Origin of the sequence: Kocuria sp. LHG3120 (genome assembly GCF_049897445.1) — a bacterium.
GTDB classification, from domain to species: Bacteria; Actinomycetota; Actinomycetes; order Actinomycetales; family Micrococcaceae; genus Kocuria; species Kocuria rosea.
This window is the reverse complement of the sequence record NZ_JAFCWG010000001.1, coordinates 184282-200890: the sequence shown is the minus strand read 5'-3', so window position 1 is coordinate 200890 and position 16609 is coordinate 184282. Positions and strand designations below refer to the sequence as shown.

At 61.9% G+C, this 16609-nt stretch carries 15 protein-coding genes; 10 read left to right on the top strand and 5 right to left on the bottom strand.

The window, feature by feature from the left end; translation table 11 throughout:
- Positions 1 to 414 precede the first annotated feature (414 nt).
- From ACP7CD_RS00890 to ACP7CD_RS00870, 5 genes are all read left to right on the top strand, one after another.
- Entirely contained in the window at positions 415 to 549 is a 135-nt protein-coding gene (locus ACP7CD_RS00890) for a hypothetical protein (RefSeq protein WP_017834572.1), read from the top strand.
- A 357-nt stretch (positions 550 to 906) separates the two neighbouring features.
- Positions 907 to 2523, top strand: a complete 1617-nt coding sequence (locus tag ACP7CD_RS00885) for a recombinase family protein (RefSeq protein ID WP_426118462.1) — start codon at positions 907 to 909, stop codon at positions 2521 to 2523.
- 30 nt (positions 2524 to 2553) lie between these two features.
- A complete protein-coding gene (locus tag ACP7CD_RS00880; RefSeq protein WP_426118460.1) occupies positions 2554 to 3267 on the top strand; it encodes a hypothetical protein in 714 nt (237 codons plus the stop codon).
- 92 nt (positions 3268 to 3359) lie between these two features.
- Complete coding sequence (locus ACP7CD_RS00875) at positions 3360 to 3872, top strand: hypothetical protein (RefSeq protein ID WP_426118458.1); 513 nt, start codon at positions 3360 to 3362, stop codon at positions 3870 to 3872.
- A gap of 362 nt (positions 3873 to 4234) precedes the next feature.
- Positions 4235 to 4828 carry a recombinase family protein gene (locus tag ACP7CD_RS00870; RefSeq protein ID WP_426118457.1) on the top strand — a complete coding sequence of 198 codons (594 nt, stop codon included), beginning with the start codon at positions 4235 to 4237 and terminating at the stop codon, positions 4826 to 4828.
- A 132-nt stretch (positions 4829 to 4960) separates the two neighbouring features.
- Here ACP7CD_RS00870 and ACP7CD_RS00865 read toward each other — a convergent pair whose 3' ends face one another.
- Complete coding sequence (locus ACP7CD_RS00865) at positions 4961 to 5983, bottom strand: hypothetical protein (RefSeq protein WP_426118455.1); 1023 nt, start codon at positions 5981 to 5983, stop codon at positions 4961 to 4963.
- A gap of 472 nt (positions 5984 to 6455) precedes the next feature.
- Here ACP7CD_RS00865 and ACP7CD_RS00860 point away from each other — a divergent pair, with 472 nt between their 5' ends.
- On the top strand, positions 6456 to 7121 hold the full coding sequence (locus ACP7CD_RS00860; protein ID WP_426118453.1) for a hypothetical protein: 666 nt from the start codon (positions 6456 to 6458) through the stop codon (positions 7119 to 7121).
- 218 nt (positions 7122 to 7339) lie between these two features.
- Here the strand turns inward: ACP7CD_RS00860 and ACP7CD_RS00855 are convergent, their stop codons facing one another.
- The 3 genes from ACP7CD_RS00855 to ACP7CD_RS00845 all read right to left on the bottom strand — a co-directional run bounded on the left by ACP7CD_RS00855 (position 7340) and on the right by ACP7CD_RS00845 (position 12010).
- Complete coding sequence (locus ACP7CD_RS00855) at positions 7340 to 7795, bottom strand: class F sortase (RefSeq protein WP_426119029.1); 456 nt, start codon at positions 7793 to 7795, stop codon at positions 7340 to 7342.
- 266 nt (positions 7796 to 8061) lie between these two features.
- The gene (locus tag ACP7CD_RS00850) at positions 8062 to 8505 is read right to left on the bottom strand and encodes an excalibur calcium-binding domain-containing protein (protein ID WP_426118451.1); all 444 of its coding nucleotides are present in this window, start codon (positions 8503 to 8505) and stop codon (positions 8062 to 8064) included.
- A 1348-nt stretch (positions 8506 to 9853) separates the two neighbouring features.
- The gene (locus ACP7CD_RS00845; protein ID WP_426118449.1) at positions 9854 to 12010 is read right to left on the bottom strand and encodes a KAP family P-loop NTPase fold protein; all 2157 of its coding nucleotides are present in this window, start codon (positions 12008 to 12010) and stop codon (positions 9854 to 9856) included.
- 59 nt (positions 12011 to 12069) lie between these two features.
- Between ACP7CD_RS00845 and ACP7CD_RS00840 the strand changes: the two genes are divergently transcribed.
- Both ACP7CD_RS00840 and ettA read left to right on the top strand, forming a co-directional pair.
- The gene (locus ACP7CD_RS00840) at positions 12070 to 12573 is read left to right on the top strand and encodes a single-stranded DNA-binding protein (protein ID WP_426118447.1); all 504 of its coding nucleotides are present in this window, start codon (positions 12070 to 12072) and stop codon (positions 12571 to 12573) included.
- 122 nt (positions 12574 to 12695) lie between these two features.
- Positions 12696 to 14378, top strand: a complete 1683-nt coding sequence (ettA, locus tag ACP7CD_RS00835; protein WP_031283621.1) for an energy-dependent translational throttle protein EttA — start codon at positions 12696 to 12698, stop codon at positions 14376 to 14378.
- A gap of 102 nt (positions 14379 to 14480) precedes the next feature.
- On the opposite strand, the gene ACP7CD_RS00830 is transcribed toward ettA, so the two are convergent.
- Positions 14481 to 15371: an acyl-CoA thioesterase gene (locus ACP7CD_RS00830; protein WP_017834575.1), complete on the bottom strand. Its 891-nt coding sequence runs from the start codon at positions 15369 to 15371 to the stop codon at positions 14481 to 14483.
- Positions 15372 to 15444: 73 nt separating this feature from the next.
- Between ACP7CD_RS00830 and ACP7CD_RS00825 the strand changes: the two genes are divergently transcribed.
- Together ACP7CD_RS00825 and ACP7CD_RS00820 are read left to right on the top strand one after the other, a co-directional pair.
- On the top strand, positions 15445 to 15930 hold the full coding sequence (locus tag ACP7CD_RS00825; RefSeq protein WP_017834576.1) for an acyl-CoA thioesterase: 486 nt from the start codon (positions 15445 to 15447) through the stop codon (positions 15928 to 15930).
- 5 nt (positions 15931 to 15935) lie between these two features.
- Complete coding sequence (locus ACP7CD_RS00820) at positions 15936 to 16604, top strand: hypothetical protein (RefSeq protein ID WP_284563639.1); 669 nt, start codon at positions 15936 to 15938, stop codon at positions 16602 to 16604.
- The last annotated feature ends 5 nt before the right edge of the window (positions 16605 to 16609 follow it).

The window sequence follows — 16609 nt, the reverse complement described above, 5'->3', positions numbered from 1 at the left end:
GGCGGCGAACCGGGCACGGCGCCGTTGCGCCGTGCCCGGGAGACTGCGGGGGTCGTCGCACGCGAGGCCGACCGCCGCCTCCCGTCCGGGCGCCCGCACTGCACCGGCACCGGCCTGCCGTGGCGAGATTGCGGCCGACGCCCGTGGCTGACGTCCGCGGTCGACGCCCCGCCGCGCGGAGCGACGGCTCCGAGGGGCGGGGCGACGGCTCCGCGCAGCGGGGCGACGCGCGGGGACGGGGTAGGCGCGGCGCCCGCTCCGGCGGTCCGGGCGCCGTGCCGGCCCCGAAAACCGGGCCGCGGTGCATCCACAGGAGCCCCTGGGCCGGTAGTAGGGGTGAGGACACCCGCGCAGGATGTCGTCCGGCAGGCCGTCACCTGTCAGGCCACTGCAACGAACATCGAGGTGAGTCCGATGGCCCGGATCCGACTCTGCCAGTGCGGCGCCCCACCGCTCTACGGCCCGTGGTGCTGGGCATGCTCCCACGAGCAGGAGCGGCACCGGGAGCCCCTCGCCGTCATCGCCTGGAACGCCGTCGACATCGACTGACGGGCGCTCGCGGACCGTGAGCCGGTCTCACGCTGGTCGCCCGGCGGTCGCACTGCACAGCGCGTGGTCCCGGAACCCGAGGAGCGCGGCCGTCCACAACCGGGGCCCGCCCGCCGCGGCGGCACCGGCTCCGGCAGGACGCTGGGTGCACCCCGCCACCGGGGCCAGCACCGGCCGCACCGGCCGCCGTCCAGAGGAGTTCCCGATGACCGAGCAGATCACCGTCCGCGGCTACGTGGCCACGGATCCCGAGTCCCGCAGCCTGCCCGACGGCACCGTGGTGGTGACCTTCCGCCTCGCCTCCACCCCGCGCTGGTTCGACCAGCAGGCCGGTGCGTGGCGGGACGGGCACACAAAGTGGAAGACAACGCAGTGTATGCTTGGCTCATGCAACGAGCCATCATCTACGCCCGCATCAGTCAGGACCGCACGGGTGCGGGACTGGGCATTGACCGTCAGTTCACCGAGTGCGAGGAGTACGCCGCAGCCCATGGCCTCCAGGTGGTTGGTCGCCTGGCCGACAATGACATCAGCGCTTACTCGGGTAAGCCTCGCCCCAGCTACCAGGAGCTGCTGGAACGCATCCGCAAGGGCGAGTGTGAGGTAGTGCTGACCTGGCACACCGATCGGCTCCACCGTGTTCCCAGTGAGCTGGAGGAGTACATCATCGCCTCCGAGCAGCACGGTGTGGGGACGCAGACGGTGCGTGCCGGCATGCTCGATCTAGCGACGCCAGCCGGTCGTTTCATGGCCCGTCAGTTGGGTGCTATCGCACGGTACGAGTCGGAGCAGAAGGGCGAGCGCGTCAGTGCCAAACGGCGACAGGCTGCGCTGGCAGGTCAGTGGCAGGGTGGTCCTCGTCCGTTCGGCTGGAGCATCATCAAGGAGACGAACGAGCACGGACGTGTCCACCACAACATCACCATCAACGAGAAGGAAGCAGAGCTGGTGCGTTGGGCCTTCCAAGCGGTGCTGGAAGGCAAACCCATCTCAGGCATCGTGGCTCACTTCCAGCGCTCCGGCGTGCCATCCACGCGCGGCAACGGCTGGCGACATTCCACCATCCGCACACTGCTACAACGCACCCGGAACTGCGGCATTGAGTCACTGAAGGGGGCGGAGCTGGGTAAGTCTCAGTTCCCGCCGCTGGTGGACGAAGGTACGTTCCGTGCCGTCCAGCGCATCCTGAAGGACCCCAAGCGCAAGACCCAGGACGATAACCGGGTGAAGCATCTGCTCAGTGGGATCGCCAGGTGTCACTGCGGTGAGCCACTGGTAAGCAGCAAAGCTAGCGCAGGAGCGCCGCAATATTCGTGCATCTCCTACAGGTTCCCGGCGACTCGCCGGAAGGACGTCCGCCACGTCTCCCGCCGGACGGAGGAGTTGGATGCCCATGTGGAGGAAAGATGGCCCTACATCGTCTACGGGCCAGGCAGTGCACTGCGCGTCCATGCTCCTGCTCGCGCGGAGGACCGTCGGAGGACTGAGGAGGAGCTGACCAAGCTGCGCTCGCAGCAGGATGACTTGATTGACATGTGGGCCAATGGGGTGCTGGAGCGCAAACAGTTCGAACGTAAGAACGTGGAGCTTCGTGGGCAGGTTGGGAAGCTGGAACAAGAGCTGGCTGACATGACTGAGCAGAGCCAGTTGCTCCCGGACCTTCACACGAGCCAGATCGCTGCCTACTGGCAGACGCTGGACGTGCTGGAGAAGCGCAAACTCCTGCGTCAAAGCGTAGACATCACCTGCTACTCGACGGATGGCAGGCGGTTCCAGAACCTGGAGGAGCCATGGAAATACGTGGACATCAAGCCGCTCCCCATCGCGGAGGGCAAGCAACGCATCATCTACGTGAAGCCCACAATTGAGCCGATCTACGAGGAGTGGGAACCAGAGAGCGCTGGCCTGCCAGCGGGCACGCCTGCTCCCTGGCCACCTCGCCGCCTTGAAGCCATTGGTGAGGAACCGAGCTGAGCGTGTAGAACTAGGTGCTGACCAGCCACTATGGAACAGGAGACACCAATCAACACGAACGAACGGCTGTTGCTGGAGTTCATCGCCGCTGAGACGGCTCGTGCTGGTCAGTGCCATGCGTCCATCCGTCACATGGCTGGCTGGTTGAACCAGCACAAGAACGTCACTCAGGGGCGTCTAGCTGCCCTCCTGAAGGCTCAACTTGTCGAACGGCTACATCCGGGAGGCATGCGTGGTTCAGCCTCTTACAGCGTCACTGACGGGGGCCTAGCGGCCCTACAGGCTTTCCATGTACCTCAGAGATGGGCGGTTCAGGCGCACGATCTAGCGGTTGATACGGAAGAAAGTGGTACATGGTATAAGGCGGCTCAGGTGCCCGATTCTATGCGGGAGCCTGGCTACCGGGGGCCATGGGAGCTGTGGCGCTCGCTGCCGCACAGCATGTGGTTCACCCCGGATGACGTCCTGCCGTACCTGACAACGCGCACGACCCGCTCCGTGCGCAACTGGGTCAAGGCCCTGGCTAGCCTCGCGATCCCACTGGCCGAATGGGGCAAGGCCGGCACTCAGTTCCGGCTTCTGGACGCCGATCCTGGAGTGTTCGATCAGTTGCGCCTCGTGCAGGAAGAGGAAGCCACCAAGCAAGGGAGACAGCTGGTCTCTCGGGCGCGCCTGGAACGTTCATACATGGTGGACCGCATGCGAGCCGACGAGGTGGTGGAGAAGTGGAAGCGTCGGCCATGACACCAACGAAGTGCCGAGAGACCGGTTGTCCGGACCCCGCCGCGTCAGGCTCCAACCGGTGCCCGGTCCATCAACTCGCGGCCTGGAGGCGCGTGCCTGCCGATTTGCGGGAGCGCTTCGCCGTTCGGATGGTTGCCGATATCACCACCAATGAGACGGGGTGCTGGCTCTATGCCGGTCAGCGCAATCCAATCAGCGGCTACGCGGTCGGAGAGCACTACGGGACACGTGTTTTGGTGCATCGGTGGATGTACTGGTACCTCAAAGGCGGGCTGAAGTCGGACCACGAGCTGCACCACGTCTGCGGAGGCCGCGACGCGCAAGACACCCGGCACTGCATCCGCCCAGCTCACCTGGTCCAGATCCACCCTGACGATCACCGCGAAGAGACTCGTGTCCGCGCCGAAATCCTTGCTGCTGCTGACCCTGGCTCACGGTTCCACCAGACCGAACACGGCGAGCGAGGGCACTCGGCTGTATTCGCGCGTGCCCTGGATCTACCCCGACACGAAGGACGGCTGAACGAGGAGCTGAGCACGGAGGAGGTTCAGGTCATGGACTGGAACCTCGTCATTCCTGCCCGTTTTCAGGGTCCCGGCCACTGAAGTGTTCGCATAGCGAACTCCCAACCCGTACGATCCGCTGGCTGCTATGCACCACCGATACGCCAACAGCAGCGTTCCGAGTACCCCCCCACCCCCTGCCTCTGACTGGTCGCGGCAGACCGACCAGCGCCTCCACCCAACATCCTCCTGGCCATACCTGTTCCGCCCGGACTACCTGTAGCTACAACGTCACATCAAACGTAGTGCACAAGATGTTACGACTTGACTGCCTCACCCGCCCGTGTTTGCAGGCGGCAAGCGCTATGCTCAGCGGTAACAGCAAAGGATCGTTTGCCGTTATACAAAGTCCAGCGTTAGAAGTAGGCCGACGGGTCCACAACCACACGGCGAGGAGAGTCACAGTGAAGTTCGGATACGCACGCGTCAGCACCATGAATCAGGCCGAGGGTGGGGTCAGTTTGGATGAGCAGGTTGCTCGCCTGACCGCCGATGGCGTGGAGGACGCGAACATCTACATTGAGCGCGGCGTGAGCGGGAAACTTACCAGTCGGCCAGAAATGGACAAGCTGCTGCACAAGGTGCGGAAGGGGGATGAGGTTGTCGTGACTCGGCTGGATCGGTTTGGGCGCAATAATGCCCATCTTCACCAGCTGATCGAACAGTTTACTAAGGACGGCATCACTTTCCGGTCTCTCCACGAGGGAGCGACCAACGAAGGGTCGTTCGGACGATTCATGCTTTCAATGCTGTCTTCACTTGCTCAGCTGGAACGGGAGCGGATCAGTGAGCGCACTCGTGAGGGATTGGCCAATGCGGCAGAGCAAGGAAGAATGGGTGGTCGTCGTCAAGTTTCTGCAGATGATACCCGTGTGCGGCGCGCTCGTGAGCTCGCAGACAGAGGGCTCACTCGTGCAGAAATTGGAAAAGCGATGGGAGTCAGCGCACAGACCGTGTGGCGCTGGCTCAAACTGACTACGTCGGATGCCGAAAAATGAAATTCCAGTAGCATCGGCTACCGCATCAGTAAATCTGCCATACAGTTTGTCATTGAGTTTGAAAGCCTGATAAACATAGATTTGTTTTTGTGAGGACGGACGAGAATAGAGGATGCTGCATTTCTGGAGTGCCTATGGTCGCTTGCATTTTTGCAGTCCATAGTCAACATATCGGTATGTTGTGGCGGGCACACAGTATTCCCGACTTTCAAGTTCAGCAGATCCAAGGCGAAGTATCTTATCCTCATAGGGCAAATAAAATGTCTGATCTTGCTCTGTTTCGTTGACTTGCTGAGCAACATGTTCTATCACACTCTCGCCCTGACGGACTGTGATAACTTCCCATGGCATCCATAATCCTGGCGTTCCGAAGACCGACACCAACGACATAGTTACCACTAGGCTTTCAATAAAAGACTTGGGAATATTTCGGGTTGCTCTTTCATGCCGTTCTTGAACCGCCTTTGTAACCTTTACTTCTGCTTCGATAAGTTTTCCCATATAGAGTAGTAATCTGCGTTGATTTTCAGCCTCTAATCTACCCCTGAGGGCATTCCATTTAACTTTCTGGGTGCGTACCAGAGGAACAATATCCAGAGAGTTCTCCCTTTTTATCCTACGAGTTTTTCTACTTTCCATAATCATATGAAATACATAGACGTACACTACCAAAATCGCGCCCATGTATAAATAAAAGTTCCGTGTAACCGAAGAGTCATGGGCATTGTAAAAATAAAAAATGCCTAGCGCCCCGGCTGTAATAAGCCAAAAAGCCCACAGTATTTTAGGCGTTTCTATATTCCCGTAGCCATGCTTGCGGTGAAATAAATGCAAAGGTCGGGAGAGGGTCAGCGTGTACCCCTTTGCCATGAAGTGAGGTAAGTATACTGCTCCGGCCAGCACTGCGAATAAAGGCAATGTATGAACGATTAGAAGACCCATGAACATGAGGTAATCCGTTGGTGTCGCACCTGTCAGTAATATTGCTGCAATGTTTCCATTAAATCCAGCGGATACAAACGCCTTCGCGACCATGAGAAGACCGCCGAGACCTACAACAATGCCCGTGCCGCCAGCAATCGTCCCCAAATCAATTGTTCTTGTGGGTTCTTTTCTGGGCGGTCGTTCGGTTCCATCCTCGCTGGTGTCTGACATGTAGATACATATACAGCATTCGCGGTGTTGCGTTGATTGTCCGTGACCACCTTGGTCGCGTGTCATGAACGATCCCCAATGCTTGGTTCCCATCTACCGGTCGGCGCGCTGTCAATGTCATGGATTTTGCAGGGTGTGTTAATTCACATTCCGGGTTCGCGGGCTGGTTCTCTTGCTCGGCTTGAAAGCGCCCGTGTCGACACAGGATGAGGAGGGCTTGACACTCCGCCCTGCCATGGGGACGTCTAGGCCGTCTTGTCAGGTCGCGCGCTTGAACCGGCCAGGATGCTTGGCGCGTGAACCGAGGCTTGAACAGACTCTTGCCTATGCCGGCGATGGGGACGTCACCGCTCTGCGCGTAGCTTTTCCTCCGTCATATGCCCGCGGCATGTCAGTTACCAGGGCTCGGGCCACGAAGGTCCGGTACCGTGCTTGCTTAAGCAATATTCGGTCTGTGGCAGGGGAAGGTAGAATGAAAACACCTATCAAGCTGGCGACCGTCACGGCGGCGCTCGTGCTCGCCCTCGCCGGTTGCTCTGGCGACGCACCGGAGGGCGCGCGGGAGACATTCAGCGCCTCTCCTACGGCCTCTGCTCGTGCAACCCCTGCGCCTACTAAGGCAGCACCTCCTAGGCCGTCCGCCAGCGCCACAGAGGCTCGCGCGCCCGAGGTCACCGAAGAGCCGGCCCACGACGTGGCGGCTCCATTGGTCGTTGACGACGGCTTAACGATCTCTCTTGCGGAGTTCCTGAACAGCGGGGGAGTGTGCAACTCCGATTACTTCCCGGCCGGCCCTCCTACTGAGGCCGCAATTGCCGAGATACAGACCCATTGCGCCAACGTCTTCCCCACAGACGAAAACGGCTACAAACGCCCCGAGGCGGACGCCCACGGGTACGTCGGTCCCTCCGAGGAGTACGGTAGCTACGACGGATTTGTGGAGCCGGGATTTGAGTATCAGGTCGGTTCCGAGTGCTTCGAACCGGCCCTGGGTCGGTGCAAGTCCAGCGGAGAAATCCAGTCTGAGTGGATGGAGCCTCAGACCCCGATTGACGACTACGCGGAACAGGGCTTCGGGTGTCATAAGGACAGCAACGGCAACGACTACTGCATTGACCCTGCCCCACCCATGCCCTGAGCACGGGACGACAACATGGGTCTCGGAGGCCGGACAGTCCCAGTGGCCTCTCATGCTGAGGGGGGATGGATCCCGTTAGCTGGGTTGCCACTATGGACATGTTTTGTCTCACTGTCCGTGCACCTGTGTTGCCACTACCGATCACTGGGACCGCCCGGTGGGGCACCACACTCTTGTAGAAACCGATTCTTTCTGTTGACATCTGGCGAACTCAAGTCTCAGAGCACGAGCTTCGCGTAGACAACATAGTTGTCAGAAAACATGCCAGTATCTGGGTTGTACCCATCACAAGTAATCATTCGTAATTCGGCACCTTCAGTGTTTCCATACACAGCCTGTGTGGGGAAAGCGTCCTTGGTGTATTGCTCCCCGCGGTCGACGGTGAAAAATGCCGTCGTACCATCTTCACGCGCGACTTCGACTATATCCCCGGGTTTGAGGTCACGAAGACGGGCGAACACGCCGGAGCTTCCGTCGGTGGCATTGACGTGCCCGAGGAGGATTGCGGGTCCACGTTCCCCTGGGGTGGGGGACCCGCTGTACCACGCCGCAGGGGCGCCCGGGTCCCCGGGGGGTACTTCAAGGGAGCCGTTGTCCTGCAGGCCAAGGTGGAGCAGATTCGACTGGGTATCGACTGCAGGAATGTGAACAGACGATGGTGTCGACTCTGTCATCACCGACGACTGCGTATTGGGTGTCTCGGTCGGGGAAGGCGATAGCAACGGCTCGGGTGATGCCATCGGAGACCTGGGTGTAGCCGGTGGAGTGCTGGGCGACGCCGATGGCGAAGTGGATTCGGACGGCGCTACGGCGTTACCCGCGCAGCCTGTCAGCAGGGTGAGCGCGACCGCCGCAGAGGCCAATTGGCTCCTACGGCGGTCGCGGGTCGTACTAGTCACAGACAAGAAGCTATCCGGTGAGCTAACGCACAGTTCCGGTGCTACGCCTGAGCGTTGCGGCGGCGCACAACGACGGTGGCACCGGCAGCACCGGCCAGAGCCAGGCCCCCAGCGAGGGCGATAATGCCCGTGTTCGTGGACTCCTCCACCGTCACGCCTGCGTCGACCGCGCCCGCGGGCAATTCGGAGATCTGGGGCTGCTCAGCGACCGGGGCCACCGGGGTGGTCACGTTGTCATCAGTGGTGGTTTCGTCGTTCACGGTATCCACGGGGGTGAGGCCACGGTTGCCGTTCTCGCAACCGATGCCATCAAGGTCTTCGTCAAGGTGCTCACCGTAGCGGGAGTCGCCAACCTGAATGTTGTAAACGCCATCAGCCTCTGCAGCGGTGCAGTTGACGTAGGGGACTGCCATGGCGGGGGTGGCGCTCAGAGCCGAGAAACCGATTGCTGCTGCCAGGGCTGCGCCAGCTGTCGTCTTCTTCATGGTTACTCCTTGGGGTTGAGGGGAGGGGTGACTCAAGCCTATGCAGATGCGCACAAGTCACCTCGCCAAGGGATCATGACTGGCGTGTCGGTCCACATGCGGGTGCTTGCGGTTCAACAGTTATGCATGCTCAGACGTTGCGGAAGTGTTGTCTTCCAGTTTGTGCACGCCGAGTGGTAGGCACCGGCGGGGTTGGTGGCCTTCGATGCGCTGAAAAGTTCCTACGGTGCGCGCTAAGGGCGATGCTTGAGTCCTAGGTTCCGCGGCGGCATCGCCCGTCATAATGTGCATTAAGGAGTCTGTGCGCCATCGGCTTACCACTTGAGTGAGGACGCCATGGCCATCCAAGGTCATCATGATGCAATGAGCCGATCCCCATACCTTGGCCTCCCAGACGACATCGCGAGACTTGTTGTCCAGCGACTATTAATTTGTGACGCACGGTGGCGATCCTATGGCAGGGCTGCACGGTCATGGCAGGCGTTCCAGACTGTGGTTTCTGTACTGGCGGCAGTGGCTTCATCCCTAGCGGCCGTAAGTTTTGTTCGAGAACTGACATGGCTGGCAATAGGCCTTTCAATTGCAGTAGCTGTCATTGTGCCGATACAAAATTCGGTTGGCGCCGCTAATAGGGTGGCGGATAACCGAGAGGCACACTGGAAGTATGAAGCCCTGGCCAACGAATTGGAGCGGTACGCTCAACTTGAACTTGGACCACCGATGTGGCGCGGCATGGTAGATGACTTGGATGGGCTGCGTGAGGAGTTTGATCGCCTCGATAGCCAGGTGGCTGAAATTTCGTCGGCGGCTCCAAGGGTGAGGCATCGCTCGTCGGAACTTGAAGCAAGCGAAGCTCGGGCTTCAGCTTTGGTGGAGTATTTGCAAATGCATAACGTTTCGCTTCCCACTCGTGCTGTGTGGGCTCATTAAGCTAAAAGTCCGCTTATAGGAGGGCGAGCACTGGCGTGACACGGCCGTGGACGTGGACGCGGTGTCCCTCGGGCACATCCTCGCCCTCAGCAGGGCCTGCTTCCAGCGCACCGTGAGCTTCGCCCCGGCTGCGGAACCGGCGGGGAGGAGCCCGCCGGGCAGTCTGAGGAGGCAGCGGCGACCAGTCCCTCCGACCGTCCGCCGGCTCCGCAAGGATGGGCGTCGCCAGGTAACGAAAAATGACTTCCGTGTGCAACGTGTCAAGGAACTTGCCAATAGGAGATTCACTCGTTTTGAGAAATTCAAAGCCATGGGAGTCAGTGCACAAACTGTGTGACGCTGGCAAAAAACCCCGATCAGTCCTGGCTAACCGAAAATACATGATTTGGTACCCTTTGCTTGGGTCAATTCCGTTAAGTTACGTAATAAGGTTTCCGGTCAAATAGTCGAGTAGCTTCCGCATATTTCTTTTTATGCGCCACGATTCATTTGCTGATCGGTTATGCCATCCGAAAGTTTTTGAGTCTGATCCAGGAAACGGTATTCCCTTATCCGTTGTTGATGTAAGAATTGAATGACATAACTTTGTAACGTTATCCACACCGAGTAGAGAATCGATCTTCAGCACCATTTGGGCCTGTGGGGCTCGACTCGTATCAGTGAATGCATCCGGCACAAGCATGCGCATAAGCCAGTCAAACTGTTCAACCAGCTGGCAGTTTTCCCACATTATTTGAGAATCCCATGCATCTGCCATGGATTTATGAAAATCCCAAACTACGGGAGAAACATAGCGGGGCGAAATAGGGTATGGAAAATTCCCAATACTATCCCGTATGAATCTTCGGCAAACTCGTTGGAAATCTTGCTTGACATTTTCATAAATGTTTTCATGACTTTTTACAGTAGTTCGTTCATGCGCTTCGTGAAGAAGACCACAAACGCGTAAGGCGAGTCGTCGCGTTTGACCTTGCTCAAGGCAATGTATAAGCATCGCGCCACCCTCGCCTGCTCCTAGGTTCGAGACGATGGCCAATCCGCAGCGTTCGTACTTGACCCCAGCAAAGGCATCTCTAGGAGGTGCGTTTTCCATAAGCGAATCGTAGGTTGATCCAAGGGCGTCAAAAACGCGCTGTGAAGGGAATTTAGGCATAATTTGGAGATTATTCCGAAGCGCGTCAAGTGTCGCTTCGGGAGCCCGTCGCAGTGCGTCTGATATGTAGCGGTGTGTCTTCGATCCGCCAAGCATAAGTGAGAGATCCCGTGCCACTGCAACATCGCTCACGTCATTGGAATGTTTGCCACTTTGAAAATACTGCTCAAAATGGGCAGGGTCACCTACGCGGTGCTTTGAGCTCTCATCCGAATCCCACCTTTTTGTAGATTCCCCTAGGGCAGGGAAAAGTAACGATGTGAGATCCATCAATCTAGGCGTACTTTCCGCTAATTTCATAGCCTGCAACTTAAGGGCCCATTGCTCACTTTGATTACGCGTGCTGTTGCTTGACGAAAAGTCTAATCGGACGCCCAGAAGCAAATACCTTGATTCATATATGGCGTCGTAGACCGCCTTCCATTGTACTCGTAAATAGGTCATGGCCATGTAATCTATGAAATCCAGACCGCTTTCCAGTCCCGGCCAAAGGTTGTCAACTGCTCCCATGTACCTTTTGATGGTGCGTGGCTGATCAAGGTCGATTGACATAGTGTCATACCAAAGGCTGTGAAGGCGAAGATCGTCATCTTCGGTGAACTTGATATCGCGTTCTGCGGAAATAACATCCAGATAAGCCTTAAACAAGTTCGTACGAAGGTCCAGCGAGAGCGGAGGCACATCGATACGTAACTGTGTCATCTTCTCCAAGTAAGCACGCGCACGTGATGGAGTGGGTGTTAGCTGGGTTTTGCAGAGTAGGTCCGTTAAAGTTTCTTCATCATATGAAAGTATATAGTGCACTTGAGGAATTCGTCCTAAGAGACGAACGGTGCGAAAAGTGTTTAGGAGTTCTGGGGGTTCAAGGCGATCTAAGTCGTCCATGATCACAAGGAAAGATTCTTCTGTGGTGGCAAATTCTTGACTGAGTTCGCGAAGGAGCTCCGAAGCTGAACGGTCTCCTTCAATAAAATCAGCAGCGGATTGAAATATAACTTGGCCGTCAATTCCGACAACGTTTCCCGCTGTCCCGAATGGGGCAATTTTGCGAAACAGTTCCGCAGCTTTTTCGCGTGCCTTTGACTTTTTATTGACCACACCTAGGGCTGCAGTTAGGTCTTCGTAAAGACTGCGAATAGCGGTTTCTGGACTAGAAAACATCCATGGGGTGTGATGGACTATGTTCCATTTAGGACCACTTTCGTTCCCGAGTCTCCGATCCAATGAGTTAAGTATAGATGTTTTCCCGCTTCCCCATGGTCCAGTCAGAGCAATAACTGAACTGTCGCCATTTTGGGTGATCCTGTCTAGCGCACGGATGATTGCGTCCACCACCTGTGACCTGCCGAGAATGTCGTCGTCTTCGATATTCCGCACAGGTGTGTCCGCATACAATTGGTGAGAATGAATATCGTTAGTCATGTCCTCTTCCGTGTCTTTGGTGGTGCTAGCGCCTCCCAAGTTCCATTGAGTATGCATGAGTGCCCCACCACGCCGAGGGAGCGTGGCGCGGATGCTTTGTCTCACAGTCCGGGCACACCAACTGGTTCTCCGTCCAGGCGTTCCGTTCGCTGGGGCTCAACGCGCTGGCCAGCATCAAGAAGGGCCAGCCCGTGGTGGTGGTCGGCAAGCTCAAGGTCCGGTTCTGGGAGGGCGAGCACGGGCGCAACACGGCCGTGGACGTGGACGCGGTGTCCCTGGGGCACGACCTCGCCCTCGGCACGGCCTGCTTCCAGCGCACCGTGAGCTCCTCGCCGCCCGCCGAGCAGACGGGGGAGCGGCCCGCCGGACAGACCGAGGACGCGGCGGCGACCGGGGCCGCGGACGCCCCGGCGGCCCCGGACGGGGACCCGTCGGAGTCGAGCGGCGACCTCGACGGCGGGGCCCCCGTGCTCCCGGAGGGCGTCGACCCGGAGACCGGTGAGCTCCTCGGGGCCGCTGCCGGGCCGGGACGGCGCCCGCGCCGCCAGCCCGCCACCGCCTGAGCTTCCCGGGCGGAGCCGTCCCGGCGCGGGGACGGAGCGGGGGCTGCGGCGCCCCAGCCCCCGGTCCGTCCCCGCCCGGTGGCCGCCCCTCGGCCTCCGCCGGGCGGGGTAGCCTTGAGGGCATGGCGGAATTCATCTACACAATGTCCAAGGCCCGCAAGACCGTGGGCGACAAAGTCATCCTGGACGACGTCACCATGTCGTTCTACCCCGGCGCGAAGATCGGCGTCGTGGGACCCAACGGGGCCGGCAAGTCCACCATCCTCAAGATCATGGCCGGCCTCGACCAGCCGTCCAACGGCGAGGCCCGGCTCAGCCCCGGCTACACCGTCGGCATCCTGCTCCAGGAGCCGCCGCTGAACGAGGAGAAGACCGTCCTGGGCAACGTCGAGGAGGGCGTGGGCGAGATCAAGGCGAAGGTCGACCGCTTCAACGCGATCTCCGAGGAGATGGCCCAGCCGGACGCGGACTTCGACTCCCTCATGGAGGAGATGGGCAAGCTCCAGGAGGACATCGACGCCGCCAACGCCTGGGACCTCGACTCCCAGCTGGAGCAGGCGATGGACGCCCTGCGCTGCCCGCCGCCGGACGCCGACGTCACGGTCCTCTCCGGTGGTGAGCGCCGCCGCGTGGCCCTGTGCAAGCTGCTGCTGCAGAAGCCGGACCTCCTGCTGCTCGACGAGCCCACCAACCACCTCGACGCCGAGTCCGTGCTGTGGCTGGAGCAGCACCTGAAGGACTACCACGGCGCCGTCATGGCCGTGACCCACGACCGGTACTTCCTCGACCACGTGGCCGAGTGGATCTGCGAGGTCGACCGCGGCCGGCTGTACGGCTACGAGGGCAACTACTCGGCCTACCTCGAGACCAAGCGCGCCCGCATGGAGGTGCAGGGCAAGAAGGACGCCAAGCAGGCCAAGCGGCTGGCCGACGAGCTCGAGTGGGTGCGCTCCAACGCCAAGGGCCGCCAGGCGAAGTCGAAGGCCCGCCTGGCCCGCTACGAGGAGATGGCCGCCGAGGCCGAGAAGACCCGCAAGCTGGACTTCGAGGAGATCCAGATCCCGCCGGGACCCCGCCTGGGCAACCTCGTGATCGAGGCGAAGGACCTGCAGAAGGGCTTCGGGGACCGCTCCCTCATCAAGGGCCTGTCCTTCTCCCTGCCGCGCAACGGCATCGTGGGCGTCATCGGCCCCAACGGCGTCGGCAAGTCGACGCTGTTCAAGACCATCGTCGGCATGGAGGAGCTGGACGGCGGGGAGCTGAAGATCGGCGACTCCGTCAAGATCTCCTACGTGGACCAGAACCGCGCGAACCTCGACGCCAGCAAGTCGCTGTGGGAGGTCGTCTCGGACGGCCTGGACTACATCAACGTCGGCAACGTCGAGATGCCCTCGCGCGCCTACGTCTCCGCGTTCGGCTTCAAGGGCCCCGACCAGCAGAAGAAGGCCGGGGTGCTCTCGGGCGGGGAGCGCAACCGGCTGAACCTGGCCATGACCCTCAAGCAGGGCGGCAACCTGCTGCTCCTGGACGAGCCCACCAACGACCTCGACGTCGAGACCCTCGGCTCCCTGGAGAACGCGCTGCTGGAGTTCCCGGGCTGCGCCGTGGTCGTCTCCCACGACCGGTGGTTCCTCGACCGGGTCGCCACCCACATCCTCGCGTGGGAGGGCACCGAGGACGAGCCGGACCAGTGGTACTGGTTCGAGGGCAACTTCGAGTCGTACGAGGCCAACAAGGTGGAGCGCCTCGGCGCCGACGCCGCGCGGCCGCACCGCGTCACCCACCGCCGCCTCACCCGCGACTGACGCAGGGCCGGGCCCGGAGCCCGTGCCGCCCGAGGGGCCCGCCGGGCGGGAAGGAGCAGCTCCTTCCCGCCCGGCGGGCCCCTCCGGCGTGCTCCGGTGCGGTCAGGAGAACTCCGGGAAGCGCATCATGCCCTCCTGGGCGGTCGTGGCGACGAGCCGGCCGTCCCGGGAGAACATCCGGCCCACCCCGAGGCCGCGGGCCGAGGAGGCGTTGGGGGAGGACTGCACGTAGAGCAGCCACTCGTCCGCGCGGGTCTCCCGGTGCCACCACATCGCGTGGTCGAGGGAGGCGATGTTCATGCCGGGCTCGATCCACGTCCTGCCGTGCAGGCGCAGGATGGGCTCGAGCAGCGTGTAGTCGCTCGCGTAGGCGAGCGCGGCGCGGTGGATGTTCGGGTCGTCCGGCAGCGGCTTGAGGGTCTTGATCCACACCGCGTTGAACGGCTCTCCCCGGGAGTCCGGCTTGAAGTAGATCGGCTCCGTGATGTACCGCATGTCGAAGGGCCGCTCGTGCGCGATCGCCTGCGCCTCGGGGGCGTCGACGTGGCCGAGCAGCTCCACGGCGCTGGGCAGGGACTCCGGCTCGGGCAGGTTCCGGGGGGACTCGTCCTGGTGGTCCAGGCCCCGGGCCGGGACCTGGAAGGACGCGATGGCCGAGAGGATGGCGCGCCCGTCCTGGTAGGCGTGCACGCGGCGTGCGGAGAAGGACCGCCCGTCCCGGATCCGCTCCACGCCGAAGGTGATCGGCTGGGACACGTCCCCGGCGCGCAGGAAGTACGCGTGCATCGAGTGGATGATCCGCTCCGGCTCCACGGTGCGCATGGCGGCGGTCGCGGCCTGCGCCAGGACCTGCCCACCGTAGACCCGGCCGCGTGCGGGGGAGATGGAGTGGCCCACGTAGATGTCCTCGAGCGTGCGCGCGCCACCCCCGTCCGCGAGGTCGAGCATGTCGAGCAGGGCCTGCGTGGGGTCCGGGATCGGGCTGTAGGTCATGGCCTTCACTCTAGCCAAGCCGCCGGTCGCGCCGGGGCGCGTCCGGCGCGCCCGGGTGTGATGGGATGGGGGCATGTCTTCGCTGCTGATCCCCATCCAGATGCGCTTCGGCGACATCGACAGCTACGGCCACGTCAACAACGTCACCATGCTCCAGTACCTCGAGGACGCCCGGGTCCGGCTCATGGCCCGTCCGCTGCCCGAGGACGCCGCCGCGGGGGTGCCGGAGGGCGCGACGTTCCGCACCCTGCTGGGGGACCTGATGACCGTGATCGGCCGGCAGGAGGTCGAGTACACGCAGCAGCTGCTGTACCGCGACGACCCGGTGTCCGTGCGGGTGTGGGTCTCCTCCGTGGGCGGGTCGAGCTTCGTGCTGGACTACGCGGTCCAGGAGGAGGACGGGTCGCGCGTCTACGCCGTGGCCCAGACGGTCGTCGTCGTGATCGACCGCTCCTCCGGGCGGCCGGTGCGCCTCGACGACACGCAGCGGGGCCTGCTCGAGCAGTGGCAGGACGCCCCGACCCGCTTCGCCCGCCGGCCCGCGCCGGCGGAGGCCTGAGCCCCGTGGGCCGGTCCCTCCCGCTGACGGATCCGCGGGACGTCGCCGACCTGCGGACGTACCTGTCCCGGGCCCGCGGGGTGGACCCGCAGGGCGCGGTGCGCTTCCAGGCGCGCGGGCGGGCCCTCGGCGTCTACGTGTGCGTGCTCGAGCCCCACGGCCTGCTCGACACCACGCCCACGGTCCTGGGCCTGCGCACCGCCGCGCTGTCCGGGGAGCAGGCCCTGGACGTCACCGTCCCGCTCGGCGGGGTCCTCGACCGGATGCCGCGCCAGGACCAGGACGCCACGGACGTGGGCCTGCCCCCCGTGGACGCGAACGTCTCGTGGGCGGGCATCGCCCCGCCCCTGGGCGGGTGGACCCCGGTGGGCTCCGTCGCCGGGGACGCGCTGCGCGAGGTCGCCCGGGCCGGGATCGCCGAGGTCGCCCGGGCGGTGCCCACGGACGCGGGCGCCGCCGTCGTGGACACCGTGCGCTCGCAGGTCTGGGGCCGGTCGTCCGGGTGGGCGGAGCCCCTCGCGGGGCGGCTGACCGGGGCGCCGCTGCCGGACGGCGCGGCGTTCGCCGCGTACTCGCTCGGCTTCCTGCGCCCGGGCGCGGAGGTCGCCGTCGCGGAGAACGGCCGCTGGGTGCGCCTGAGCACCCCCGGCGGGCACGTCCTGGCCAAGCGCTGAGACTC

Bases quoted from the DNA above. Each gene is read 5' to 3' on its own strand.
- ettA (WP_031283621.1), top strand. From the start codon at position 12,696: ATGGCGGAATTCATCTACACAATGTCCAAGGCCCGCAAGACCGTGGGC.
- ACP7CD_RS00880 (WP_426118460.1), top strand. From the start codon at position 2,554: ATGGAACAGGAGACACCAATCAACACGAACGAACGGCTGTTGCTGGAG.
- ACP7CD_RS00830 (WP_017834575.1), bottom strand. From the start codon at position 15,371: ATGACCTACAGCCCGATCCCGGACCCCACGCAGGCCCTGCTCGACATG.
- ACP7CD_RS00845 (WP_426118449.1), bottom strand. From the start codon at position 12,010: ATGACTAACGATATTCATTCTCACCAATTGTATGCGGACACACCTGTG.
- ACP7CD_RS00825 (WP_017834576.1), top strand. From the start codon at position 15,445: ATGTCTTCGCTGCTGATCCCCATCCAGATGCGCTTCGGCGACATCGAC.
- ACP7CD_RS00850 (WP_426118451.1), bottom strand. From the start codon at position 8,505: ATGAAGAAGACGACAGCTGGCGCAGCCCTGGCAGCAGCAATCGGTTTC.
- ACP7CD_RS00860 (WP_426118453.1), top strand. From the start codon at position 6,456: ATGAAAACACCTATCAAGCTGGCGACCGTCACGGCGGCGCTCGTGCTC.
- ACP7CD_RS00855 (WP_426119029.1), bottom strand. From the start codon at position 7,795: ATGACAGAGTCGACACCATCGTCTGTTCACATTCCTGCAGTCGATACC.
- ACP7CD_RS00865 (WP_426118455.1), bottom strand. From the start codon at position 5,983: ATGTCAGACACCAGCGAGGATGGAACCGAACGACCGCCCAGAAAAGAA.
- ACP7CD_RS00890 (WP_017834572.1), top strand. From the start codon at position 415: ATGGCCCGGATCCGACTCTGCCAGTGCGGCGCCCCACCGCTCTACGGC.